This is a genomic window from Pseudomonas sp. MDT1-17 (assembly GCF_054898105.1).
On sequence record NZ_JBUBVM010000001.1, the window covers coordinates 3640379 to 3663366 of the forward strand.

Here is a 22988-nt window from a genome sequence, read left to right on the forward strand (position 1 = left end):
CGTAGGTTGTACTTCCATATCAGTAGCTGAATGTTATATAAAGCAGGCCGGACATAAAAGGTGAACCCGGCGGCTACGCTGCAAGGTCACCTATAGAGCTAACAATCAGCCACCGAGTACCCGTACATGTCGATCTATGAACAAGGGCTAGGCCCTGCGGCTGTCAATCATATTGCCTTGTCTCCGCTCAGCTTCATCGAGCGCACCGCCAGCGTTTATCCGGACTACCCCGCCGTGATCCATGGCTCTATCCGCCGCACTTGGGCGCAGACCTACACCCGTTGCCGTCGCCTGGCTTCGGCGCTGGCCGGTCGCGGCATCGGCAAGAACGACACGGTGGCGGTGATGCTGCCCAACATTCCAGAGATGCTCGAAGTGCATTTCGGCGTGCCAATGATTGGTGCGGTGCTCAACCCACTCAACGTGCGTCTGGATGCAGAAGCCATTGCCTTCATGCTGCAGCATGGCGAAGCCAAGGTGCTGATTACCGACCGTGAGTTCCATGATGTGATTCACGCGGCGATCGGCATGCTGGATCACCCGCCACTGGTCATCGACGTTAATGACCCGGAATACGGCGAAGGCCAGGCAGTCAGCGATCTGGACTATGAAGCGCTGTTGGCCGAAGGCGATCCGGCCTACGCCTGGCAGTGGCCAGCGAACGAATGGGACGCCATTTCGCTGAATTACACCTCCGGCACCACCGGCAACCCGAAAGGCGTGGTCTATCACCATCGCGGTGCTTACCTGAACTCGTTGGGCAACCAGATGACCTGGGCCATGGGCAACCATCCGGTCTACCTCTGGACCCTGCCGATGTTCCACTGCAACGGTTGGTGTTACCCGTGGATCATCACCGCGATGGCCGGTGTGCATGTGTTCCTGCGCCGTGTCGATCCACAGAAAATCCTCACGTTGATCCGCGAGCATCAGATCACTCACCTGTGCGCTGCGCCGATCGTGCTCAACGCGCTGGTGAACATGCCGGAATCGGCAAAAGCGGCGATCGATCACCCGGTCAACGCCATGGTCGCCGGCGCCGCGCCGCCGGCCAAAGTGATCGGTGCCGTGGAAGAAATGGGCATCAAGGTCACCCACGTTTATGGCCTGACCGAGACGTATGGTCCGGTGACGCTCTGCGCCTGGCATGCCGAATGGGATGAGTTGCCGCTGGAAGAGCGAGCGCAAATCAAATCCCGTCAGGGTGTGCGCTACCCGACGCTCGAAGGCGTGATGGTCGGCGACTCGAAGACGCTGGAACCCACCCCGCGTGACGGTCAGACCATCGGTGAGATCTTCATGCGCGGCAACACCGTGATGAAGGGCTACCTGAAGAACTCGACCGCCACGGCCGAAGCGTTCGAAGGCGGCTGGTTCCACACCGGCGACCTGGCGGTGTGTCATCCCAACGGTTATGTGGAGATCAAGGACCGACTCAAGGACATCATCATTTCCGGTGGCGAGAACATTTCCACCATCGAACTGGAAGGTGTGCTCTATCGCCATCCAGGTGTGATGGAAGCAGCCGTCGTCGCCCGACCCGATGAGAAGTGGGGCGAAACGCCCTGCGCCTTTATCACATTGAAAGCTGATCACCAGGACGTTCGCGAGGCCGACATCATCAGTTTCTGCCGCGAACACCTGGCCGGCTTCAAAGTCCCGCGCACGGTGATTTTCACCCTGCTGCCGAAGACTTCGACCGGCAAGATCCAGAAGTACGTTCTGCGCGACAGGGCCAAAGCGCTCTAACCGAATCAACGTAGTACCCATCAAGTGGCCGGTGTTTTTACCGGCTGCTTCGGGCTCGTGCAGGCCGGATTCGGCGCTGCCCTGCCCTTGAATACCCAAAGCATCGATAACAAAAACAAGGTGGAGCCACCATGATCGACATCCATTCAACCGATACCCAACGCTGTGAACGCATTCGGTCCAACCCGAAATTCCTTCAACTGGTGAGCAGCCGGTCGCGCCTGGCCTGGTCGCTGAGTGCTGCGGTGCTGGGCACCTACTACGGGTTCATGCTGGTGGTGGCGTTTGCCCCGCAATGGCTGCATGCGCCGATCGCCGAGCATCGGATGTTGACCCTGGGCATGCCGGTTGGCGCGGCGATCATCATTTTTTCCTGGCTCCTGACCGGTTGGTACGTCTACAGCGCCAACACGCGCTTTGATGCCCTGGGCGCCGCTATTCTCGAGGAGAGCAAGTAATGAACCTGCTCCGTAAACTTATCCTCGCCGCTGCCGGACTGTTGCCGGCCTCCGTTGTGATCGCTGCGCCCGCGCTGGGTGCGGTGGAAAAACAACCGCTCAACCTGCATGCGATCGGCATGTTCTTTGTATTCGTTTTAGGCACGCTGGCCATCACCTGGTGGGCCGCGCGGCAAACCAAATCCACTTCAGACTTCTACACCGCGGGCGGTGGCATCACCGGGTTCCAGAACGGTTTGGCGATTGCCGGTGACTACATGTCCGCCGCCACCTTGCTGGGGCTGTCCAGCCTGGTGTTTGCCAAGGGCTACGACGGCTTCATCTATACCATCGGCTTCTTCGTCGGTTGGCCGATTATCACCTTCCTGATGGCCGAGCGCCTGCGCAACCTGGGGCGCTACACCTTTGCCGACATCGTGTCCTATCGACTGGACCAGAACAAAGTGCGGATTTTTGCCGCGTTTGGTTCGTTGACGGTGGTGTGCTGCTACCTGATCGTGCAGATGGTCGGTGCGGGTCAATTGATCAAGCTGCTGTTCGGTCTCGACTACCCGGTTGCGGTGGTGATCGTTGGTGCACTGATGCTGGTGTATGTGATTTTTGGCGGGATGATCGCAACGACTTGGGTCCAGATCATTAAAGCTGTGCTGCTGCTCGCGGGCGGCACGACCCTGGCGGTCATGGCCATGTCGCAGTTCGGTTTCAGCTACGAAACCCTGGCCGACAAAGCCGTTCAGGCCCACGCCAGTGGCTGGAACATCATGGGCCCCGGCTCGATGCTCGCCGACCCGATCAACACCGCGTCGATGTCGCTGGGCCTGGTGTTCGGGATTGCCGGCCTGCCGCACATTCTGATGCGTTTCTTCACCGTGCCTAACGCCAAAGAAGCTCGCAAATCGGTGTTCTACGCCACCGGGTTCATCGGCTTCTTCTTCCTGGTGGTTTGCACCCTGGGCTTCGCCGCGATGGTGATCATCGGCACCGATCCGCAGTACTACGTCAATGGTGAAGTCGGCGGCGCCTTGATTGGCGGCGGCAACATGGTCGCCATGCACCTGGCCAAAGCGGTCGGTGGCAACCTGTTTTTCGGTTTCCTCGCAGCCGTCGCCTTCGCCACCATCCTCGCGGTGGTCTCCGGGCTGGCATTGGCCGGTGCTTCGGCGATTTCCCATGACCTCTACGCCACGGTGTTCAAGAAGGGCAAAGCCAGCCAGAAACAGGAAATGCGCGTGACCCGCATGGCTACTGTCGGCTTGGGCATCATCGCGATTCTGCTGGGCATTCTGTTCGAGAAGATGAATGTCGCGTTCCTGGTGGGCCTGACGTTCGGCATCGCCGCGTCGACCAACTTCCCGGTGTTGATCATGGCCATGTACTGGAAAGGCTTGACCACAAAAGGCGCGATCATCGGCGGTTTCGCCGGCCTGCTCTGCGCGCTGGTACTGGTGATCCTCTCGCCAGCGGTCTGGGTCACGGTGCTCGGCCATGCTCACGCGATCTTCCCGTACGACCATCCGGCACTGTTCTCCATGCCGCTGGCGTTCTTCGTGATCGTCATGGTGTCGAAACTCGACCGCAGTGTGCGGGCCGACAAGGAGCGTGACGCTTACGCCGACCAGTTTGTTCGCGCCCAGACCGGCCTCGGTGCCGCCAGCGCTTCCGCTCATTGATTGAAAGGGCACGGCCCGCTGTTGCGGCGCCGTGCCCATCGCACAACCTTTTGAGGTTCACGTTATGCCCGAATTCAACGCCCCGCTGCGCGACATGCGCTTTGTGCTGCATGAAGTGTTCGACGCCCCGGCCCTGTGGGCACGCCTGCCGGCCCTGGCCGACAGCGTCGACGCCGCCACCGCTGACGCCATTCTGGAAGAGGCGGCGAAAGTCACCTCGCACCTGATTGCGCCATTAAATCGTAGCGGCGACGAAGAAGGCGCGCAGTGGGCCGATGGTCAGGTGAGCACGCCGATCGGTTTCAAACAGGCTTATGCCACCTACATCGAAGGCGGCTGGGTGGGTCTGTCAGGTAACGCTGATTTCGGCGGCATGGGCATGCCGAAGATGCTAGCCGTGCAATTCGAAGAAATGCTCTACGGCGCCAATTCAAGCTTTGCACTCTATTCCGCGTTGAGTTCCGGTGCCTGCCTGGCGCTGGATGCCCACGCCAGCGACACCCTGAAAAACCTCTACCTGCCGCCGATGTACGAAGGCCGCTGGGCCGGTTCGATGTGCCTGACCGAAGCCCACGCCGGCACTGATCTGGGGATTATCCGCACCCGCGCCGAACCTCAGGCCGATGGCAGCTTCAACATCACCGGCAGCAAGATTTTCATCACCGGTGGCGATCAGGACCTGACCGAAAACATTGTCCATCTGGTGTTGGCCAAACTGCCGGACGCGCCTGCGGGGCCCAAAGGCATCTCGCTGTTTGTCGTGCCCAAAGTGCTGGTCAATGCCGACGGTTCCCTCGGCGATGCCAACGCCGTGAGTTGCGGTTCGATCGAACACAAGATGGGCATCAAGGCCTCGGCCACCTGCGTGATGAACTTCGACGGCGCCAGCGGTTGGTTGGTCGGCGAAGCCAACAAAGGCCTGGCGGCGATGTTCACCATGATGAACTACGAGCGCCTGTCCATCGGCATTCAAGGCATTGGCTGCGCCGAAGCGTCCTATCAGAGTGCCGTCGCCTATGCCCGCGAACGTGTGCAGAGCCGCGCGCCGACCGGTGCCATCGACCCGGACAAAGTGGCCGATCCGATCATCGTCCACCCCGATGTACGCCGCATGCTGCTGAGCATGAAAGCAATGACCGAAGGCGGTCGCGCGTTCGCCAGTTATGTCGGTCAGCAACTCGATCTGGCGAAGTTTTCCGATGACGCCAAGGAGCGGGACAACGCCCAGACCCTGGTCGCGCTGCTCACCCCCGTGGCCAAGGCGTTTTTCACCGATACCGGCCTGGAAAGCTGCATCAACGGCCAGCAAGTGTTTGGCGGCCATGGCTATATCCGCGAGTGGGGCCAGGAACAATTGGTCCGTGATGTACGCATCGCACAGATCTACGAAGGCACCAACGGCATTCAGGCCCTGGACTTGCTAGGACGCAAAGTGCTCGCCGACAAGGGTGTTGCGCTGCGTCAGTTCACCGGCGAGATTCGCCACTTCGCCCATCAGCCTGGCGCGCCCTACTCCACTCAACTGTTCGATGCCGTGCAGCGTCTGGAGGACCTGCGCGACTGGTTGCAGGATCAGGCCGCGACCAACCGCAACGAAGTCGGTGCCGCTTCGGTGGAGTATTTGCACCTGTTCGGTTATGTCGCCTACGCCTGGCTTTGGGCGCGCATGGCACAGGTTGCCCAGCAAAAACGCGGTGAAGATGAAGGGTTTTATGGCGCGAAGATCGCCACCGCCGACTTCTACATCCACCGCCTGTTGCCACGCATTTTGAGTCTGGAGCAATCCATTCGCGCGGGCAGTGCCTCCTTGTTTGGCCTGAGCGCCGAACAGTTCTAACGATTGAACCGCACGCGGCGCCACGCTCCTATCTCTTTGGCGTTCGCGTTTTTTATTGATAAGCCCTCGCCCACTTGGCGAGGGCCGCAGGACCTGTCTTTCCATAATAAAAACAAAGGGGCTTCACTATGGACCGCAACACCCGCACCCTCGCTACCCGACTGTTGCTGGCCGGCGGCGTCGTCAGCCTCTCGGCCCCCGCCGCTGCTGAATTTGTCAAAGACAGCAAGGCCAGCCTTGAGCTGCGCAACTTCTATTTCAATCGTGACTATCGCCAGGACAACGCGCCCCAATCCAAACAAGAGGAATGGGCGCAGGGTTTCCTGCTGCGCTATGAGTCGGGATTTACCGAAGGTTTGATCGGTGTCGGCTTCGATGCGATCGGTCTGCTGGGCGTCAAACTCGATTCCAGCCCTGATCGCGCAGGTTCCGGTCTGCTCAAACGCCATAGCGATACCCGCAAAGGTGCGCAGGACGAGTACGGCGAACTGGGCCTGACCGCCAAAGTGCGTGCCTCGAAAAGCACGCTGAAACTCGGCACGCTGCTGCCGAAACTGCCGACGGTATTGGCGAACGATTCACGACTGTTGCCACAAACCTTCAAGGGCGGCCAGTTGACGTCGCTGGAAATCGAAGGCCTGACCGTGGATGCCGGGCGACTGACGCAGGTCAATCAGCGCGACTCCTCGGACTACGAGGACATGGGTATTACCCGGACCGGCGCCAAGGGCATCACCACGCGTCATGCCGATAGCGACAGCTTCGATTTCGCCAGCCTGAATTACAAATGGACCAGCAACCTCGCCGCCGGCTACAGCTACGGCCATCTCGACAACTTCTACAGCCAGCACCTGGTCAACCTGACCTACATGTTGCCGGTAACAACCGGCCAGTCGCTGAAGACGGATCTGCGCTTCGCCCGCTCCACGGACGATGGTGGCAGTAATGTCGATAACAATGCCATTGGCGCGATGTTCACCTACAACCTCGGCGGGCATGCCTTGGGGCTGGGTTATCAAGGCATGAGCGGCGACACCGGTTTCGCCTACGTCAACGGCACCGATGCCTTCCTGGTGAACTTCGTGCAGATCGGTGACTTCGCCAGCAAGGACGAAAAGTCCTGGCAGGCTCGCTACGACTACAACTTTGCGGCCATCGGCGTTCCGGGCCTGACCTTCATGACCCGCTACATCACCGGCGACCACATCGATCTGGGCGGCAACCGTCCGGAAGGCAAGGAATGGGAACGTGATACCGACATCGGTTATGTCGTGCAGAGCGGGCCGCTGAAAAATGTCGGGGTGAAATGGCGCAATGCGACGGTGCGCTCGACCAACTTCGGCAGCGATCTGGATGAAAACCGCCTGATCGTCAGCTACACCTTGCCGATCTGGTAAGTAGATCAAGAGATCGCAGCCTGCGGCAGCTCCTACTGGGTACGCATTCCTTTTGTAGGAGCTGCCGAAGGCTGCGATCTTTTGATTCTGCTCTTAGCCCCGCCTTCCCAACACCGATCCGCGGCAGTGGCCAGAGTAGGTTAAGATGCCTGCAAACCAGGCCCGCCGCGAGACGCCCAGCATGACCGACACCCCTCCCCGCCTGATCAAGAAGTACCCCAATCGCCGACTGTATGACACCCACACCAGCAGTCATTTGACGCTGGCGGACATACGCCAGTTGGTGGTCGACAAAATTGCCTTTCAGGTGGTCGATGCCAAGAGCGGCGAGGATCTGACGCGCAGCATCCTGCTGCAAGTGATTCTGGAAGCCGAAAGCGGCGGTGAGCCCATCTTCACCACCGAAATGCTGCTGGGAGTTATCCAGTTCTACGGCCCTTATCAGGGCGTACTCGGCAGTTACCTGGACAAGAGCATTCAGACCGTCATCGACATCCAGTCCCAGACTGGCGCGCAGTCGTCAGAGGCCTGGAGCGACTTCATGCATCAACAGGCCCCGGTAATGCAGGATCTGATGCGCCAATATGTCGACCAGTCGAAGGCGTTGTATCTCAATACCCAAAACCTGTTTGGCATGTTTGGCGGTAAACCCGGCACCGGTAACGGGCCGAAAAAAAATGGCGATGGGGAGTGATCCCATCGCCATCGGTGCCGCTTGCTTGACGTGACTTACTTGTTACCGCTGGTAGCCTTGGCGTTGGCTTCCGGGGCCGCTTTCGTGGCCGCGGCAGTCGCTGCGTCGAAATTGCTCTGAGCCACATCAGCAGCCTGTTTTACGGCTTTCTGTGCACTTTCGAACACCGTACCGGCATTCGCCAGGCCCGACTTGAACGCTGCCACAACAGGCTCGGAGCCGGCCGGTGCATTTTTGCTGATCGTTTCAACGAACTCTTGCACCTGTTGGGTGCCCGCTTCGACCTGACTCGAGGTCAGTTTGGCGATGTCCGACTGAGTACCGACGATCAGCGCTTGAACCTGACGATTGAACTCGGCCAGACGTTCGGTTTGCGCGCTCGGCTGGGTGAAAGAAGCCTGCAGCTCAGCGAAACCTTGTGGATCACGGACGGCCATCAGCTTGCGAACACCTTCGAACTGCTCTTCGGCGGATTCGCGCAGTGCCTTGAACTGCAACTGGCTGAGCTGTTCAACGCTGGCGAAGACTTTGCCGCTGATTTGCTGCAGAAGGTCGAGGTTGGCTTTCTGAGCGGTTTGCAGTTTTTCCGAATTGAAAAAAGACATGCTTGAATCTCCTGGTACTGGAAGGCCCTTATGGACCAGAGGACGCGATAGCGATCCGGCCAGTCATCGCGTTAGCCTTGATATTGCAGTGCACAAAACCATTTGGCAACGTCTATTTTTGTGCGGTGCAAAATAAACTTTGCTCAAGCCCGCCCTATTCGCTATAAACTCCAGCCTATCGAACGGCCAGCCTAGCCCTGTTTAACTAAAGGGTTCAGATGCGCAGGTTCTCATGTATAGCGTCAGGAGATCACGATGGGTCAGGAAGTCAATATTGCGCTGCAAGATGAAGAGCTTTCCGAACCCGCTGGCTTGTTCGAACACCTCAATCATCTGCAGCGCCTCAATACCCGCAACGTCCTTGACGCCGTGCAGAAGCGCCAGGCAAAAACCTTCGCGCCTTTAAGCCTTGGGCAACTCAGCCAGCCGACCCTCGCTGACTGGCAGGAATACTTCACAGACCTTGGCGAACGCAGCGTGTTGTTCTGGGACACCTTGCGCCAGCGCGGCGACAACACCCTGGCCCACGAACGCGCCGGGTATCCGCTGCTGCTCAAGTTCAATCATGAAACGCTGGTTGCCGGCGAAGACCTGCCTCGCCCGGTCAACTATTCGTTGTTGCAAATCCTCGCGGGCCCCGGTCAACGGATCGACAGCAAAAAACAGCCGGTGATCATCATTGACCCGCGCGGCGGCCACGGCTCGGGCATCGGCGGTTTCAAACAGGATTCGGTCATCGGCGAAAGTCTGAGAGCCGGCCACCCGACCTATTTCATTTCCTTCAGTCACTCGCCACGCCCTGGGCAAACCCTCGCGGATATCGTCGAAGCCCAGGCGCGGTTCATCGAAGTCGTCAGCGCCCGGCATCCGGACAGCGCCAAACCTGTCGTCATTGGCAACTGCCAGGCGGGCTGGGCGTTAATGGGTTTGGCCGCCACCCGGCCGAAGTTGCCAGGGTTGATCATCGTCAATGGTGCGCCGTTGTCGTACTGGGCCGGGGTCAATGGCCGCAATCCGATGCGCTACACCGGCGGTTTGCTGGGCGGTGGCTGGATGGCGCGCCTCGGTAGCGACCTGGGTAATGACCGTTTCGACGGCACCTGGCTGGTGAGCAATTTCGAAAGCCTGGACCCGGCCAACACCTATTGGGGCAAGTACTACCATCTGTTCAGTGAAGTCGACAGCGAGGCCGCACGTTTTCTGGATTTCGAACGCTGGTGGGGCAGCCCGACCCTGCTCAATGGCGAAGAGATCGAGATGATTGTCGACGACTTGTTCATCGGTAATCAGCTGTCCGGCGGCCTCGGTCGCAAGAGCAGCGGCCTTGACCTCAAACTGATCGAAGTGCCGGTGGTGGTGTTCTGCTCGTATGGCGACAACATCACCTCACCGCAGCAGGCACTGGACTGGATCACCGACGTCTATCCCAGCGATCTCGCGTTGCAAAATGCCGGACGCACCATCGTGTACTTGCGGCACGCGAGCATCGGTCATCTGGGCATCTTCGTATCCGGTGAAGTGGCGCGGCGTGAGCACCGTGAGTTACTCGGTGCGGTCGATGCAATCAATGCGCTGTCAGCCGGGCTGTATGAAATGCTGATCGAAGACCTGCCGGAGAACTCGGCGACGCCGTATGCCGTGCGTTTCGAGCCCCGGCGCATCGCCGACATCCATGGCGAAGTGCAGAAGCCTCGTGATGATGATCGCGAATTCGCGCTGGTCCAGCGCGCGTCCGCCATCAACAACAGTGTGTACGACGAATTCATACGCCCATGGTTGCGCCAACTGATCAACGAACCCAGCGCCGAACTGCTGCGCCGGGCACACCCTTTCCATCAGCAGCACGTGGCCTGGAGCAGCTTGAACCCGGCGCTGTGGTGGCTGGCGGGAAGCGCCGCCCAAGTGAGCAAGGATCGTCACCCCGCCAGTCAAAACAATCCGTTGCTGGTCTGGCAGGAATTGTTTTCCAACCAGATGCAAGACGCCTTGAACGGCTATCGGGATCTGCGTGATGCGGCTCGGGAAATGTGTTTCTACGGCGTGTATGGCGTACTCAATAGCCTCGCCGGCAATGCACCGGGGCGAAATCTCCAGGAACATGCCAAGCAACACGACAAGGTCCTGATCGAGCGCCTGCAGGATGCCCTGCCCCTTGGCGGTCTGATGGAAGCCTTGATACGGATCCTGTTCCTGCTGGGCCGCGACAGCGACGAGTCGGGCAAGGAAAGCGTTGAAAAATTGATCCTGCAACTGCAAGTGCTGCTCCAGGACTACAGTGCCAAGCCACTTGATCTGCGCGAAACCCTGCGCCTGCAAAAACTGCTGGTCGCCACCCACCCGCAAGAAAGCCTGCACAGCCTGCCCTTGATTCTGGTTGAGGTCGAAGAGCGCCAACAAGTGCTGGCGGCCGTCGCCAATCTGCTGCCGGAACTGCTGACCAGCGGCGCCGACAACCCATTCTGGTGTGAGCTGCACACGCTGCTCGACGTTCCCTTGCCAGGTTTCAGCCTGACCCAACCACCCGGTGAGGCCGATGCCATCGAGGAGAAAATCCCGACGGCAACCCCAGAGCCGATCAAGCAGAAAGCCCCGGTGGTAACTCCTGAGCCGATCAAACAGAAATCCCCGGCGATAACGCCAGAGCCGATCAAGCAGAAAACCCCAGCGGTAATCCCTAAGCCGATCAAGCAGAAAATACCCGCAGCGACCCCTGACCCCATCGCCAAGGTTGCGAGTCCAGCGGGCAAACCTGCCAAGGGCAAGAAAGGCGTAAAAAAACCTCCGGTGAAATAACGTTTAACGGTGAGGAGAACCGCGTCACACGGGCGCGGCTTCCTCTATTTCAAACGATTCATCGGCCCGATACTGACCGGGTGTCATGCCAAACCAGCGGCTACAGGCTTTGTTGAAACTGCTGTGGTCATGAAAACCAAGGAGATATGCGACATGCTTCATGTTGAAGCGAGAGTTGCGCAAGTAGAATTCGGCCAATTGCCGGCGCACGGCATTCTGCACGTCCTTGAATTGCGTCCCGTCTTTTTCCAGGGTGCGTTGTAGCGTTCGCTTGCTGATGTTCAATGCGGCCGCGATCGACTCCATATCGCACGACCCCTGGCCCTGACTCAAGCGCTTGGTAATGAGTGCCCGAATTCTGCCGACGATGGTGAAGCCATGCAGCGAAACCAATCGAGCTTCGGCAAAACTGTCATGCAGTACCGCCAGTTCTTCGTTAGCCATGCTCAGCGGACGCAGAAGCTCCTGCCCGTCAAACAGGATGCTGTCATAGGCAGCCCCAAAATGCAGGTCGCAGCCAAACAGTCTTTGATGCTCGGACGTGTCTTCAGGTTCGGGATAGGCGAACTCCACACTCAGCGGTTGCGGTAAGTTGCCTCCCGCCAGCCAACGGCAAAAACCCAGCAATGAAGCCATGCCTGCATCCGAGTACTGCCGGGGTTTGACCGACCCCTTTTGCTGATGATCCAGCGACGCCAGTCGATAATGCTGTTGCTCCGGCAAAAAGAAGAGGCTGAATCCGGTACTGATCAAAGGGCTGAAACGCACCAGGCGTTCAAGTGCTTTTTTCAGATTCAAACTGGACATCATGGTGTAGCCGACGATTTGAAGGTTACCGGGATGGAAGTTTCCATAGGCCTTCAAACCGATGTCTGGATCGCCAGCGGCCAGGGCTCCCAGTTCCCATAGCCGATAAATAGCCCCTCGTTCGCAGAAGGCTCCCGGGTTGTTAACGGTCTCCATGTCCATCCCAGCCTCCCGACACAGACGGGCAACATCCAGCCCTTGTGCCGAGAGCGTATTCACCAGCACGCTGGCATAACCTGAACTGATTCTATACATGACGTCCTCAATGACCTGTGGAACCGAACATCCTGTCCGGAGCCATGACTGATCTGCGTTGAATCAAAATGCTAACGGGGTGTTCCGTTGCCAATATTGATCCCAGTATAGGTAATCCTCACTTTTAGCCAGTTTTTCAGACCATTCGTCACCCTGTAGCAACTGCCGAGCCTGCGAGGCGATGCCAACAGCAGTGAACAGTTCAGTTTTATTCCATGCATGGCACCGTTGGACACCACACAGTCACCTCTCAACACTTCCGTACGCCCCGCCAATACCGAACAATCCACCCATCTTGCAGCGCAAAACACAAAAAGGAAGAGAGTGTATGAAGTCGCTTAGTCGTATTGCGTTGGTCACGGGTGGTATGGGTGGGATTGGCACTGCGATAAGCCAGCGCCTGTACAAGGAAGGATTCCAGGTCATCGTGGGCTGCAGCTCTGACTCTGCCCGCAAGAACGAATGGATGGCGAGCCAACTGGCGGAGGGTTATCAATTCGAATTCATCTATGGCGATATCACCGATTGGGAATCAACGCGCAAAGCGTTCGAAATGGCACGTGAGCAATTCGGCCCGATCGATGTATTGGTCAACAACGCGGGCATCACTCGCGATGCGTCCTTTCGCAAACTGACTCCAGAAGATTGGAACGCAGTGATCGGCACCAACCTGACAGGCCTGTTCAACACCACTAAACAGGTGATCGAAGGGATGTTGGCCAAGGGTTGGGGACGGGTCATCAACATCTCCTCGATCAACGGTCAGCGCGGCCAGTTCGGCCAGACCAACTACAGCGCGGCCAAGGCCGGCATCCATGGTTTCACCATGGCTCTGGCCCGGGAAGTGTCCGGCAAGGGCGTGACCGTCAACACCGTCTCCCCAGGTTACATCCAGACCAGCATGACCGCGGCCATCCGTCCGGACATTCTCGAGACCATGATCGCAGCCACACCGGTCGGGCGCCTCGGCCAACCCGAAGAAATCGCGTCCATCGTGGCCTGGCTGGCTTCCGATGAATCGGGCTACAGCACCGGCGCGGACTTCTCGGTCAACGGCGGCATGAATATGCAGTAGACCGGCCAGGGCAAGGACGCCCTGCTCGCGCTAGACGAATGTTGTCTTTTTTATGAGGTCACGCATGAACGAAGTCGTAATCGTTGCCGCTACTCGTACCGCTATTGGCAGTTTTCAAGGTGCCTTGTCCGCGATTCCAGCCACTGAACTGGGCGCAGCGATCATTCGCCGCCTGCTGGAAGAGACAGGTCTGGACGGCTCACAGATCGATGAAGTGATCCTCGGTCAGGTACTCACCGCAGGCTCGGGGCAAAACCCCGCACGCCAGACGGCCATCAAGGCCGGCCTGCCCCATACCACCCCTGCCCTGACCCTGAACAAGGTCTGCGGTTCTGGCCTCAAGGCTGTTCAGCTTGCGGTCCAGGCCATCCGTTGCGGCGACGCCGAACTGGTGATTGCCGGCGGTCAGGAAAACATGAGCCTGGCGCCCTATGTTCTGCCCAAGGCACGCACCGGTTTGCGTCTGGGTCATGCGCAACTGCAAGACAGCGTGATTCAGGACGGTTTGTGGGACGCCTTCAACGACTACCACATGGGCATCACCGCAGAGAACCTGGCGCAGAAGTATGACCTCAGTCGCGAAGCCCAAGACGCCTTCGCCGCAGCTTCGCAACAGAAAGCCGCAGCTGCCATCGAAGCGGGTTACTTCAAACGTGAAATTACCCCGATCCTGATCCCTCAGCGCAAGGGTGAGCCGCTGGCGTTCGACACCGATGAACAGCCGCGCCCGAACAGCACGCTGCAAGCATTGAGCAACCTCAAACCCGCTTTCCAGAAAGACGGCAGCGTGACGGCCGGCAACTCGTCGACCCTTAACGATGGCGCCGCCGTGCTGTTGCTGGCCAGCGCCGCCAAGGCCAAGGCCCTCGGCTTGCCGGTGCTGGCACGCATCACGGCCTACGCCAGTGCCGGTGTGGACCCGTCGATCATGGGTATCGGCCCGGTACCGGCCACCCGCCTGGTACTGGCAAAAGCCGGGTGGACCCTGGACGACCTCGACCTGATCGAAGCCAATGAAGCGTTCGCTGCGCAATCACTGGCGGTCGGCAAAGAATTGGGTTGGGACACCAGCAAGGTCAACGTCAACGGCGGCGCGATTGCCCTGGGCCATCCGATCGGCGCATCGGGCGCGCGGATTCTGGTGTCGCTGTTGCACGAGCTGATTCGTCGCGACGGCAAAAAAGGTCTGGCCACGTTGTGCATCGGTGGCGGCCAGGGTGTCAGCCTGGTCATCGAACGATAAAAGCAACACAGGACTGCTTGCTTGACTGCTGACGCGGCGCCGAAGTCCGGCGCCGCGGTTTTTTTCTGCCAAGTTTACTGATGTGGGCAAGGATTTCCATGGACAACAACGCACATACCTTTAACACCTTCTGGTCAGGCCAGGTACCGTTCATTGCCTCCTTTGCAGTGCAACAATTACGTCTCTGGGTCAGCACCAACCCGTGGTTTACCGGCCAAGCCTACAACGAGTGGTTTGACCTGCCGCGCGCTACCCTGGACAGTCTTCAATCGGACTACCAACAGCAATGGGGCGAACTCGGCCAGCGTCTGCTGACCGGTCAGCCCTTCACCTTCGACGATCGACGTTTCGCCAGCGGTAACTGGAGCCAGCCACTTTTCGGCTCCCTCGCCGCCTTTTACCTGCTCAACGCCGGGTTTCTGCTGAAACTGCTGGACACGTTAGAAATCCCGGACAAAAAACCGCGTCAGCGCCTGCTCTATCTGGTGGAACAAGCCATCGCTGCTGGTGCGCCGAGCAATTTCCTGGCCAGTAACCCCGATGCGCTGCAACGGGTCGTCGATACCCAGGGAAGCAGCCTCCTCACAGGCCTGTTGCACCTGGCCAGCGACCTGCGAGAAGGCAAGATGCGCCAGTGCGACGCCGGCGCGTTCAAAGTGGGCGTCGACCTCGCCAACACCCCCGGCGAAGTGGTGTTCGAGAACGAACTCTTCCAGCTGATTCAGTATTACCCGCAAACCGAAACCCAGTACCGGCGTCCGGTGTTTGTCGTGCCGCCGTCAATCAACAAGTACTACATTCTCGACTTGCGCCCGGACAACTCGATGGTGGCCCATCTGTTGAAACAAGGACACCCGGTGTTTCTGATGTCGTGGCGCAACTTCGACCAGGCACACGCGGGCACCACCTGGGATGACCTGATCGAAACCGGCATCATCAAAGGCCTGCAAGTGACCCGCGAGATCAGCGGCGAGCAGCGGCCCAATTGCGTCGGCTTCTGCATCGGCGGCACCTTGTTGAGCTCGGCACTGGCCGTCCTGGCGGCGCGTGGCGACCGCGAGATCGGCAGCGTAAGCCTGTTGACCACCTTCCTCGACTACCTCGATACCGGCCCCATCGACATCTTCGTCGACGAACAATTGGTGGCCTACCGCGAGCGCACCATCGGCGGCCAGGATGGCCCGATCGGCCTGTTCAAGGGCGAGGACATGGGCAACACCTTCTCGCTGCTGCGCCCCAACGATTTGTGGTGGAACTACAACGTCGACAAATACCTCAAGGGCCAGAAACCGATCCCGCTCGACCTGCTGTTCTGGAACAACGACAGCACCAACCTTCCAGGCCCGATGTACTGCTGGTATCTGCGTCACACCTATCTGCAGAACGACCTGAAATCCGGTGAGCTGGACTGCTGCGGGGTCAAACTCAACCTGCGTGCCATTGATGCGCCGGCGTACATCCTCGCCACCCATGACGATCACATCGTGCCGTGGAGAAGCGCTTACGCCAGCACCGAGTTGCTCTCCGGAACCAAGCGTTTTGTACTGGGCGCTTCTGGGCATATCGCCGGGGTGATCAACCCGCCGGCCAAGGAAAAACGTCACTACTGGACCAACAACCGGGTCACAAAAAACCCTGAAACCTGGTTCAAGAATGCCGAGCAACATGCCGGTAGCTGGTGGAATGACTGGTTCGTCTGGCTGGCTGAACAGTCCGGCGAACGCCAGCCCTCGGTGCTGCATACCGGTAACGCCCAATACCCGGCGATTGAGTCGGCACCGGGGCGTTATGTGATGCAGTGACCGCTGGAGTAGTAACGCCTACCTTGTAGCAGCTGTCGAGCTTGCGAGGCTGCGTTCGGCTGCGGAGCAGTCGTAAAACCTGAGTACGCGGTGAGTCTGACGCACCGCATTGTCCGACCTTACGACTGCTTCGCAGCCGGACGCAGCCTCGCAAGCTCGACAGCTGCTACAGAGCCGAACGAGGCGGTGCGGCGTTCTGACAAGCCCCCTCGTGGCTACTCAGATGGGTCGAGTCGATCCAGCGCCCGGTTTACCGCCAGCTCGCCCAGCATGATGACTTGCGCAATGCCCAACAGGGTATTGCGACTGGGTCCCTCCAAATGATCGGCCAAATCCATGGTCATGACGTTGGCCGATGCCAGCGACTCGCAAGCGTCACCCAACAGGGTTTCGACATCGATTTCCGGGTTGACGGTGTACATCGTGGTCAGCTTCCGCGGGGTGGCTTTGATGTGGGCGGTGTGGGCGGCAGGGTCGAGATAGAAATCGAGTGCGCGTTTGACGGCCTCGTCGTGTTTTTCTGAATCGGGGCTTTCGAATTGAGATGTCGGATCTGCGTCCGGGGGATTCGGTGTTGGTTTAAACATAGATGAAACTCCGATGCTACTTAAAAGGAGCCATCACCCTCTCGCTACCAAACGGAGGGTGGCGGCCATACGAAGGTTGGTAGACCGGGCATCGGAACCGGCGCCCCCGAAGGAGCCCTGCGCATGGCCACCATAAAACGCAGCCCTAAGAAAGGGCCGAACAAGGTGACGCTATGCGTCGATGCTGAGGGTCTACCAAACCCGATCGCTGTTGTTCAGCGACAGAGAAACGATAGAGCCCAGGCCCAAGACGCACAAGCCGGCGGATTCTTACGCACCTGTAGGCAACGACGCAAGGTGTTGTAGCCTCCGCGAAGTAACACTGAGTGTCTTTAAACACGCGAACTTAACGGTGTGGAATTGGCGTCAGCGCGATTCCCACAAGCGGTGTCGAAAATCAAAAAATCGAGGATTTGTCCCACCTGTTTTTCGGGTTGGCTGTCGGACGCGCGACGTTTAACGTGGTAGCTCCACCCGGCAGGCTTGGTTTCATGCTGTGAGAACGCAACGTGCGGGAGCAATACTTTCGCCGAGAAACTCAATTGCGCAGGTCGCGACATTTGGCGCTATGATTGCGTCAAATGTCGCATGGAGGAAATCGGTATGCCCGCCGCGAATCAAGCAGACAAGCCTGCCGTCAAACCCACAGGAAAAGCAGTCGTAGCGACGGAGACCAAGAGTGTCACCCGAAAGCCGACTGAGGTGCTGTTACATGGCCGCAAAGGTGATACGCGCATGTTGATCATCCGATACACACAGGAAGGTTTTGACCTGAACGACGTCAGGGACATGCTTTCTATATCCGATCTTTACATGGCGCACGGCCTTGTTCAGCGTATTACGGGGAAATCCCTCAGGACCGTCCAGCGCTTGGCGAAGGAGACCAAACCAGTGCGGCTAAACCAGCAACAAAGTACAGTCGCCTTCCAGTATGCGCAGGCCCTGGAGCACGCCATCAACGTGTTTGGCAATCAGCAGTTGGCTGAGGATTGGTTGAAGAAACCCTGCAAATACCTGGACGGAAATATCCCGCTGGAGCTGATCGACAACTCGCTTGGCTTCCAGGTAGTCGAGGACTATTTGACCCGGATTGAACACGGGGTTTATCAATGAATCCTTTGCCCTGGGATGGGAAGTGGCACGCTTGGCGCCTTGACCGCGAGGTCTTCAAGGACACGTGGGACAGTGGCATGGGTGCGCAGCAATCCGGTGGTCGATGGAACCCTCCCGGCCGCCGGGTTATTTATGCTTCGGCCGATCCGTCCACTGCCATTTTGGAAGTTGCGGCCCACGCAGGCTTCGATACGCTCGATAGGGTGCCTCACGTGTTGACGTGTTTCGAAGTGCTGGATTCGAATTTCATCAAGGTTGTTCAGCCCGAAGATGTGCCGAACCCGAATTGGCTCATCCCGTCTCAACTCTCGCCCAATCAGCAGCTGTTTGCTGATGAGCTGCTGGCCGAGCATCCCTTTTTGCTCATCCCGTCTGCGGTCACCCGTCATTCGTGGAATCTGTTGGTGAGCTGCGACTTGGCCGCGGATCAATTCAAACTTGTTTCTCAGGAGCGCTTTGGGCTGGATACCCGGTTGCTCTAGTGAAAGGAAAAATGGCGGAAGGCAGCCGGAGTCGAACCTGCCCGGGAACGGATGCCGTCCCCAACCGGGTTTGAAGCCCGGCCGCGCCACCGGGCGCGATTGCCTTCCTTGAAGTCAGTGATCGGTGTGTTGGGCCAAGGCATTGTCGAGGCGGATATGGCGCTTGTCGCCAAACCGTCGGGTCAGGCCGATCCGGTCGAAGTATTCGAGAATCTGGATGCTGCGCTTGCGACCCAGGCCCACCGCATCACGAAACGCCGTGACCTGAATCACCGGGTTTTCCTCGGCCAGTTGCAACAGCATAGCCGCCAACCGGCGGATCATTGTGTCGGTGTAGAACAGGTCACGGACGACTTGATGCACTAAACCCAGCCTCGCCATTTTGCGCAGCAGCAAACGCACGGCCGCCTCGTCATGGCCAAGGTTGCGCAGCCACGGCGGATCGAAACCGGCCTGTTCGAACAACGGTTGCACCTGTTGCCACAGGGCTTCATCGTCTTCGCTCAAACGTACTTGATGATCGGGCAAATGCAGCCACGGCCCGCTGGCGGCAATAGCACCGCTGGCGAGTAATTCGTCGAGCAGACTGATGAATGTCGGGCGCCCCAGCGCGGTGCCGGTGAACCGGCGCAGGCGATCCCGGTCCGGGCCCATTTGATCCGGTTCCAGTTGATGGAAACGTGCGAGGTGCTCCAGCAACGGCGCTTTCAGCGCTTCCCAGCGGGCAGTACTGAACAGCAACGGACCTTGGCGGGTGTCGATCAGGCGCACGCCATCGGGCAAAACCCACGTGTTGCGTGGGCGGTTGAACTGACGCTCCAGACGCTGCGGATCAAGCCCGGTGTCGCTGTTGGCCAATAACGCCGGCAGGCAGTCTTCCAACGCATTGCTTGTAGCGAGGGCGTGTAGCTGGGCCAACCGTTCAGGACTTCGGCGTTGTCGGGTCGGTGCAAACGGGTCGAGCACCCGCGCGCCGCCGAGGGTGCGTTGAGCGCTCTGGTCGCGCAGGATCAAGGGGTCGCCCTTCACGGCTTGCACCGGCGCATTCAGCAGCAGTTGCGCAAACATCCGCTCACCCGGCGCCAGGCTGGCGCCTTCCAGCAACGCCACCCGTCCGGTCACGTCCTGAGTTCCCACGTGAACGTGTACGGGCTGAAAGTGCTGGAACGCCTTGGCTTCGCTCGCCAACAATTGCAGGTCGATATCCACTCGCTGGGTCGGCGCGTACAGCCACTCGGCCAGCAGCCAGTGGCCGCGGTGAATCTGCTCCAGGGCCAAACGTTCGGCACTCAGGTTCAACGCCACTCGCTGTCCGGCCGTTGCGACTTCGGCCGCCAGATTCTGCGCATGCAGGCCGCGCACGCGAACGGGTTTGCCCAGCGGGCCGAGCATCAGCGTATCGCCCACCGCTACCTGGCCAGACAACGCAGTGCCGGTCACCACGATACCGGCGCCGGCCACGCTGAAGGCACGATCGATCGCCAGACGAAAACCGCCAGTGGTGCTGCGTTTTAGGACTTCACGCTGCGCCTCGAGCAAGGCCTGTCGCAGTGTCTCGATGCCCTCCCCGGTCACACTCGACAGCGCAAACTGCGGCGCGTTTGCATAAGGTCCCGGCGCCAGCAATGTCTGGATCTGTTCGCGCACGACCTGCACTCTGGACGGTTCGACGCGGTCGCATTTGGTGATTGCCACCAGTGCCCGAGGGATTCCCAGCAGTTCAACGATGGCCAGGTGTTCGCGAGTCTGCGGCATGACGCCGTCGTCGGCCGCGACCACCAGCAACACCAGATCAATGCCCTGAGCCCCCGCCAGCATGTTGTGGGTGAAGCGCTCATGACCGGGCACATCGATAAAACCGGTCAGGGGCGCTTGCAGTTCCAGCGCCGCGTAAAGATAGCCGAGGTCGATGGTCATGCCGCGTTCACGTTCTTCCCGGCGACGATCGCCGGCCTGGCCGGTCAGTGCCTGGAGCAAGGAAGTCTTGCCGTGGTCGATGTGCCCTGCGGTGCCGACGATCACCCTACTGCTCCCGCAATTGATCGAGTTGAGCCAGCCACGCCGGCTCATCGTCCAATTGCCGCAGATCCAGCCACAACGCATCGTCATCAATGCGCCCGAGCACCGGAATCGGCAACGCACGCAGGGCTGCTTCCAGACCGTGCAGCCGCCGTCCACGAAGACGTTTTGACGCGTGCGGCCGCAGGCATAACGCGGCACTCGGCAATCGTGCCACCGGTTGGCTGCCGCTGCCGATCATGCCCAGCGCCGGGACTGCGCTGACGCTCCAGTCGTCACCCAGCACCTTGGCCAGCGAGGGTTGCAGGCGCTCAGCCTGGGCGAGGATGTCCGCCTGTGGTCGGGTCAGCAGGCGCAAACTCGGCAGCCGTTCGGCCAGTCGATCAGGATCGCGATACAGGCCCAACACCGCTTCGAGGGCGGCCAAGGTCAGTTTGTCGACCCGCAAGGCGCGCTTTAGTGGGTTCTTCTTGATCTTGGCGATCAGGTCCTTGCGGCCAACAATCAACCCCGCCTGGGGACCGCCGAGTAATTTGTCGCCGCTGAAGGTGACGATATCTGCACCGTCGATCAGCGCCTGGCGCACCGTCGGTTCGGCGGGCAAGCCCCAGCGCGTCAGGTCCAGCAGGCTGCCGCTGCCGAGGTCTTCAAGCAATGGCAAGCCGTGTTGATGAGCGAGTTGCGCCAACTCGGCGGTCGGCACCCGCGCGGTGAAGCCTTCGATGGTGTAGTTGCTCGCATGGACGCGCATCACCAAACCGCTACGGGGGCCGATGGCGGCCTCGTAATCGCGGGCATGGGTGCGGTTTGTGGTGCCGACTTCGTGAAGCCTGACCCCGGCTCTCGCCATGATGTCGGGAATGCGGAAAGCACCACCGATTTCGATCAGTTCGCCCCGGGAAATAATGCCTTCCTTGCGCGCGCCCAGACTGTTGAGCGTCAGCAACACCGCGGCGGCATTGTTGTTGACGACGGTGACTGCCTCGGCCCCGGTCAGCTCGCGGATCAGGCCTTCGATCAGATCGTCACGGTCGCCGCGCTTGCCGCTGTGCAGGTCGAATTCCAGATTGAGCGGATAGCGGGCGGCCATTTGCACCGCTTCGATCGCCTCCTCCGGTAATAGCGCTCTACCGAGGTTGGTGTGCAGCACCGTGCCGGTGAGATTGAACACCCGGCGCACGTGACTGCGATGCCGGAGGGCCAAGCGTTCGCCCGCTCTGCCCGCCAATACTTCGGGCGTGATTTCAACGGCGTCGAGTTGGCTTAAAAGAACCGGTTCGCGCAAGTCATCCAGCAATTGCCGCAGATTGGCCAGCAACGCGTCACGCCCATAACGCTCGGCCAACGGTTGGCACGCAGGATGACGCAGCAAACTGTCGATGGAAGGCAGCCGCAGGGTTTGGCTCGCGGAACTGGAGGACATCAGGCGCTCCTGAAAACGATTGACCGTCGCGCCTGAGTGTAGCCGTTGCGCTCAATCGCCTCCGGGTGCCAGCAGAAGATTCGGCGCCGGACGCAGGTACCCTTCCTGCTCCAGACGCATGTCCAGCATCAGGCTGGTCAGATCTGCCGAGAGCGCTTCGGCCTCGGCGTCGTTTTCCAGATAGACCAGTTTCAGGTAACTGCGGCAACCGGGGCAGACTTCCGCGCGCAACGGGGCCTGGTTGGCGGCATGGCGGTCGTCATCGAGGCTGACGTATTCAAGGCCCTTGCTCTGTTCGCAATACACGCATTTGACCCGCACCACATGCCATTCGCAGGCACACAGCGAGCACACCAGATACCGCAAGCCGTTGTATTTGCCACGGTGGCGGATGATCCCGGCCATGGCTGGCGAACTGCAGGCCGGGCATTGGCTGAGACTGTCGCCGGGCTTCAGCACAAGGTCCGGCGTGCTCAGCAACCAATGACTCCAGGCCACCTGCAACGCCGCGCCGAGAAACGGCACCACGGCCGCGGGCAACAAGGCGAACTGGCCGCTGACCAGCGCAATCGCCCAGGCCTTGAGTTGCCCGGCATTGGCACTGCGCAAAGTCGCCACGGCTTTTTCCACGGCAGGTTGCGGCGGTAGCAGGTAACGCTGCAGCAGGGCTTCGAGGTAGGGCAGCCAGTTGCCCTCGCGCACCAGACTGTCGGCCGCAAACGGTGGCAAACCCTGTTGCTGGCACACCCGCAGGCGCTCGGCATCGGGCATCGCGGTGACGGGCGGATCGTCCATCAGACGCTGCTGCACGTGGCACAGGCCGGCCACCAATCGCAGGTAATCGGCCAGTGGATGGCCGGCGGCCAGACGCTCCAGGCGCAAGGCGCGCAAGGTGAACAGGTTTTTCGGCGGCAGGTATAAAAACGGCGGTGAACTCGCCGCCGCTTCGATTTCACCCGGTTCAAGAATCGTCGCCAAG

The 22988-nt window shown here is 59.6% G+C and carries 18 protein-coding genes and 1 tRNA gene; 12 read left to right on the top strand and 7 right to left on the bottom strand.

Annotated features, from left to right (window positions below; translation table 11 throughout):
- Positions 1-126 precede the first annotated feature (126 nt).
- The 6 genes from ACYZTX_RS16890 (at position 127) to phaR (ending at position 7805) form a co-directional block, all read left to right on the top strand.
- Positions 127-1749: an acyl-CoA synthetase gene (locus ACYZTX_RS16890; RefSeq protein ID WP_462035023.1), complete on the top strand. Its 1623-nt coding sequence runs from the start codon at positions 127-129 to the stop codon at positions 1747-1749.
- A gap of 131 nt (positions 1750-1880) precedes the next feature.
- Positions 1881-2207, top strand: a complete 327-nt coding sequence (locus ACYZTX_RS16895) for a DUF485 domain-containing protein (RefSeq protein WP_462035024.1) — start codon at positions 1881-1883, stop codon at positions 2205-2207.
- Positions 2207-3877 carry a cation acetate symporter gene (locus tag ACYZTX_RS16900; protein ID WP_462035025.1) on the top strand — a complete coding sequence of 557 codons (1671 nt, stop codon included), beginning with the start codon at positions 2207-2209 and terminating at the stop codon, positions 3875-3877. The genes ACYZTX_RS16895 and ACYZTX_RS16900 overlap by 1 nt, the downstream gene beginning before the upstream one ends.
- A gap of 64 nt (positions 3878-3941) precedes the next feature.
- Positions 3942-5714, top strand: a complete 1773-nt coding sequence (locus ACYZTX_RS16905; protein WP_462035026.1) for an acyl-CoA dehydrogenase C-terminal domain-containing protein — start codon at positions 3942-3944, stop codon at positions 5712-5714.
- Between the two features lie 128 nt (positions 5715-5842).
- Positions 5843-7111, top strand: a complete 1269-nt coding sequence (locus ACYZTX_RS16910) for an OprD family porin (RefSeq protein WP_462035027.1) — start codon at positions 5843-5845, stop codon at positions 7109-7111.
- Positions 7112-7256: 145 nt separating this feature from the next.
- The gene (gene phaR, locus ACYZTX_RS16915; RefSeq protein ID WP_462035028.1) at positions 7257-7805 is read left to right on the top strand and encodes a polyhydroxyalkanoate synthesis repressor PhaR; all 549 of its coding nucleotides are present in this window, start codon (positions 7257-7259) and stop codon (positions 7803-7805) included.
- A gap of 35 nt (positions 7806-7840) precedes the next feature.
- Here phaR and phaP read toward each other — a convergent pair whose 3' ends face one another.
- Entirely contained in the window at positions 7841-8410 is a 570-nt protein-coding gene (gene phaP, locus ACYZTX_RS16920) for a TIGR01841 family phasin (protein WP_462035029.1), read from the bottom strand.
- A 255-nt stretch (positions 8411-8665) separates the two neighbouring features.
- On the opposite strand from phaP, the gene ACYZTX_RS16925 reads away from it, so the two are divergent.
- Entirely contained in the window at positions 8666-11203 is a 2538-nt protein-coding gene (locus ACYZTX_RS16925) for a DUF3141 domain-containing protein (RefSeq protein ID WP_462035030.1), read from the top strand.
- Positions 11204-11227: 24 nt separating this feature from the next.
- Here ACYZTX_RS16925 and ACYZTX_RS16930 read toward each other — a convergent pair whose 3' ends face one another.
- Positions 11228-12265, bottom strand: coding sequence for an AraC family transcriptional regulator (locus tag ACYZTX_RS16930; RefSeq protein ID WP_462035031.1), 1038 nt, complete (start codon positions 12263-12265; stop codon positions 11228-11230).
- A 328-nt stretch (positions 12266-12593) separates the two neighbouring features.
- Between ACYZTX_RS16930 and phbB the strand changes: the two genes are divergently transcribed.
- The 3 genes from phbB to phaC all read left to right on the top strand — a co-directional run bounded on the left by phbB (position 12594) and on the right by phaC (position 16385).
- A complete protein-coding gene (gene phbB, locus ACYZTX_RS16935; protein WP_462035032.1) occupies positions 12594-13340 on the top strand; it encodes an acetoacetyl-CoA reductase in 747 nt (248 codons plus the stop codon).
- Between the two features lie 64 nt (positions 13341-13404).
- Complete coding sequence (locus ACYZTX_RS16940; protein ID WP_462035033.1) at positions 13405-14583, top strand: acetyl-CoA C-acetyltransferase; 1179 nt, start codon at positions 13405-13407, stop codon at positions 14581-14583.
- Positions 14584-14681: 98 nt separating this feature from the next.
- Complete coding sequence (gene phaC, locus ACYZTX_RS16945) at positions 14682-16385, top strand: class I poly(R)-hydroxyalkanoic acid synthase (protein WP_462035034.1); 1704 nt, start codon at positions 14682-14684, stop codon at positions 16383-16385.
- Between the two features lie 215 nt (positions 16386-16600).
- On the opposite strand, the gene ACYZTX_RS16950 is transcribed toward phaC, so the two are convergent.
- Positions 16601-16972 carry a DUF6124 family protein gene (locus ACYZTX_RS16950; protein WP_462035035.1) on the bottom strand — a complete coding sequence of 124 codons (372 nt, stop codon included), beginning with the start codon at positions 16970-16972 and terminating at the stop codon, positions 16601-16603.
- A gap of 603 nt (positions 16973-17575) precedes the next feature.
- Here ACYZTX_RS16950 and ACYZTX_RS16955 point away from each other — a divergent pair.
- A complete protein-coding gene (locus tag ACYZTX_RS16955; RefSeq protein WP_462035036.1) occupies positions 17576-18085 on the top strand; it encodes an antitoxin Xre/MbcA/ParS toxin-binding domain-containing protein in 510 nt (169 codons plus the stop codon).
- On the top strand, positions 18082-18567 hold the full coding sequence (locus ACYZTX_RS16960; RefSeq protein WP_462035037.1) for an RES family NAD+ phosphorylase: 486 nt from the start codon (positions 18082-18084) through the stop codon (positions 18565-18567). Before ACYZTX_RS16955 ends, ACYZTX_RS16960 begins: the two co-directional genes overlap by 4 nt.
- 12 nt (positions 18568-18579) lie before the next feature.
- Here ACYZTX_RS16960 and ACYZTX_RS16965 read toward each other — a convergent pair.
- The 4 genes from ACYZTX_RS16965 to fdhE all read right to left on the bottom strand — a co-directional run bounded on the left by ACYZTX_RS16965 (position 18580) and on the right by fdhE (position 22987).
- A tRNA-Sec gene (locus ACYZTX_RS16965) sits at positions 18580-18675 on the bottom strand.
- A gap of 6 nt (positions 18676-18681) precedes the next feature.
- Positions 18682-20589, bottom strand: a complete 1908-nt coding sequence (selB, locus tag ACYZTX_RS16970; protein WP_462037060.1) for a selenocysteine-specific translation elongation factor — start codon at positions 20587-20589, stop codon at positions 18682-18684.
- A gap of 1 nt (position 20590) precedes the next feature.
- Entirely contained in the window at positions 20591-22009 is a 1419-nt protein-coding gene (gene selA, locus ACYZTX_RS16975) for an L-seryl-tRNA(Sec) selenium transferase (RefSeq protein ID WP_462035038.1), read from the bottom strand.
- Positions 22010-22060: 51 nt separating this feature from the next.
- Positions 22061-22987 carry a formate dehydrogenase accessory protein FdhE gene (fdhE, locus tag ACYZTX_RS16980; protein ID WP_462035039.1) on the bottom strand — a complete coding sequence of 309 codons (927 nt, stop codon included), beginning with the start codon at positions 22985-22987 and terminating at the stop codon, positions 22061-22063.
- Position 22988: the final 1 nt, after the last annotated feature.

What these genes read in the sequence shown, in the direction of transcription:
- ACYZTX_RS16890 (WP_462035023.1), top strand. Translation starts at nt 127, where the DNA reads ATGTCGATCTATGAACAAGGGCTAGGCCCTGCGGCTGTCAATCATATT.
- ACYZTX_RS16895 (WP_462035024.1), top strand. Translation starts at nt 1,881, where the DNA reads ATGATCGACATCCATTCAACCGATACCCAACGCTGTGAACGCATTCGG.
- ACYZTX_RS16900 (WP_462035025.1), top strand. Translation starts at nt 2,207, where the DNA reads ATGAACCTGCTCCGTAAACTTATCCTCGCCGCTGCCGGACTGTTGCCG.
- ACYZTX_RS16905 (WP_462035026.1), top strand. Translation starts at nt 3,942, where the DNA reads ATGCCCGAATTCAACGCCCCGCTGCGCGACATGCGCTTTGTGCTGCAT.
- ACYZTX_RS16910 (WP_462035027.1), top strand. Translation starts at nt 5,843, where the DNA reads ATGGACCGCAACACCCGCACCCTCGCTACCCGACTGTTGCTGGCCGGC.
- phaR (WP_462035028.1), top strand. Translation starts at nt 7,257, where the DNA reads ATGCCTGCAAACCAGGCCCGCCGCGAGACGCCCAGCATGACCGACACC.
- phaP (WP_462035029.1), bottom strand. Translation starts at nt 8,410, where the DNA reads ATGTCTTTTTTCAATTCGGAAAAACTGCAAACCGCTCAGAAAGCCAAC.
- ACYZTX_RS16925 (WP_462035030.1), top strand. Translation starts at nt 8,666, where the DNA reads ATGGGTCAGGAAGTCAATATTGCGCTGCAAGATGAAGAGCTTTCCGAA.
- ACYZTX_RS16930 (WP_462035031.1), bottom strand. Translation starts at nt 12,265, where the DNA reads ATGTATAGAATCAGTTCAGGTTATGCCAGCGTGCTGGTGAATACGCTC.
- phbB (WP_462035032.1), top strand. Translation starts at nt 12,594, where the DNA reads ATGAAGTCGCTTAGTCGTATTGCGTTGGTCACGGGTGGTATGGGTGGG.
- ACYZTX_RS16940 (WP_462035033.1), top strand. Translation starts at nt 13,405, where the DNA reads ATGAACGAAGTCGTAATCGTTGCCGCTACTCGTACCGCTATTGGCAGT.
- phaC (WP_462035034.1), top strand. Translation starts at nt 14,682, where the DNA reads ATGGACAACAACGCACATACCTTTAACACCTTCTGGTCAGGCCAGGTA.
- ACYZTX_RS16950 (WP_462035035.1), bottom strand. Translation starts at nt 16,972, where the DNA reads ATGTTTAAACCAACACCGAATCCCCCGGACGCAGATCCGACATCTCAA.
- ACYZTX_RS16955 (WP_462035036.1), top strand. Translation starts at nt 17,576, where the DNA reads ATGCCCGCCGCGAATCAAGCAGACAAGCCTGCCGTCAAACCCACAGGA.
- ACYZTX_RS16960 (WP_462035037.1), top strand. Translation starts at nt 18,082, where the DNA reads ATGAATCCTTTGCCCTGGGATGGGAAGTGGCACGCTTGGCGCCTTGAC.
- selA (WP_462035038.1), bottom strand. Translation starts at nt 22,009, where the DNA reads ATGTCCTCCAGTTCCGCGAGCCAAACCCTGCGGCTGCCTTCCATCGAC.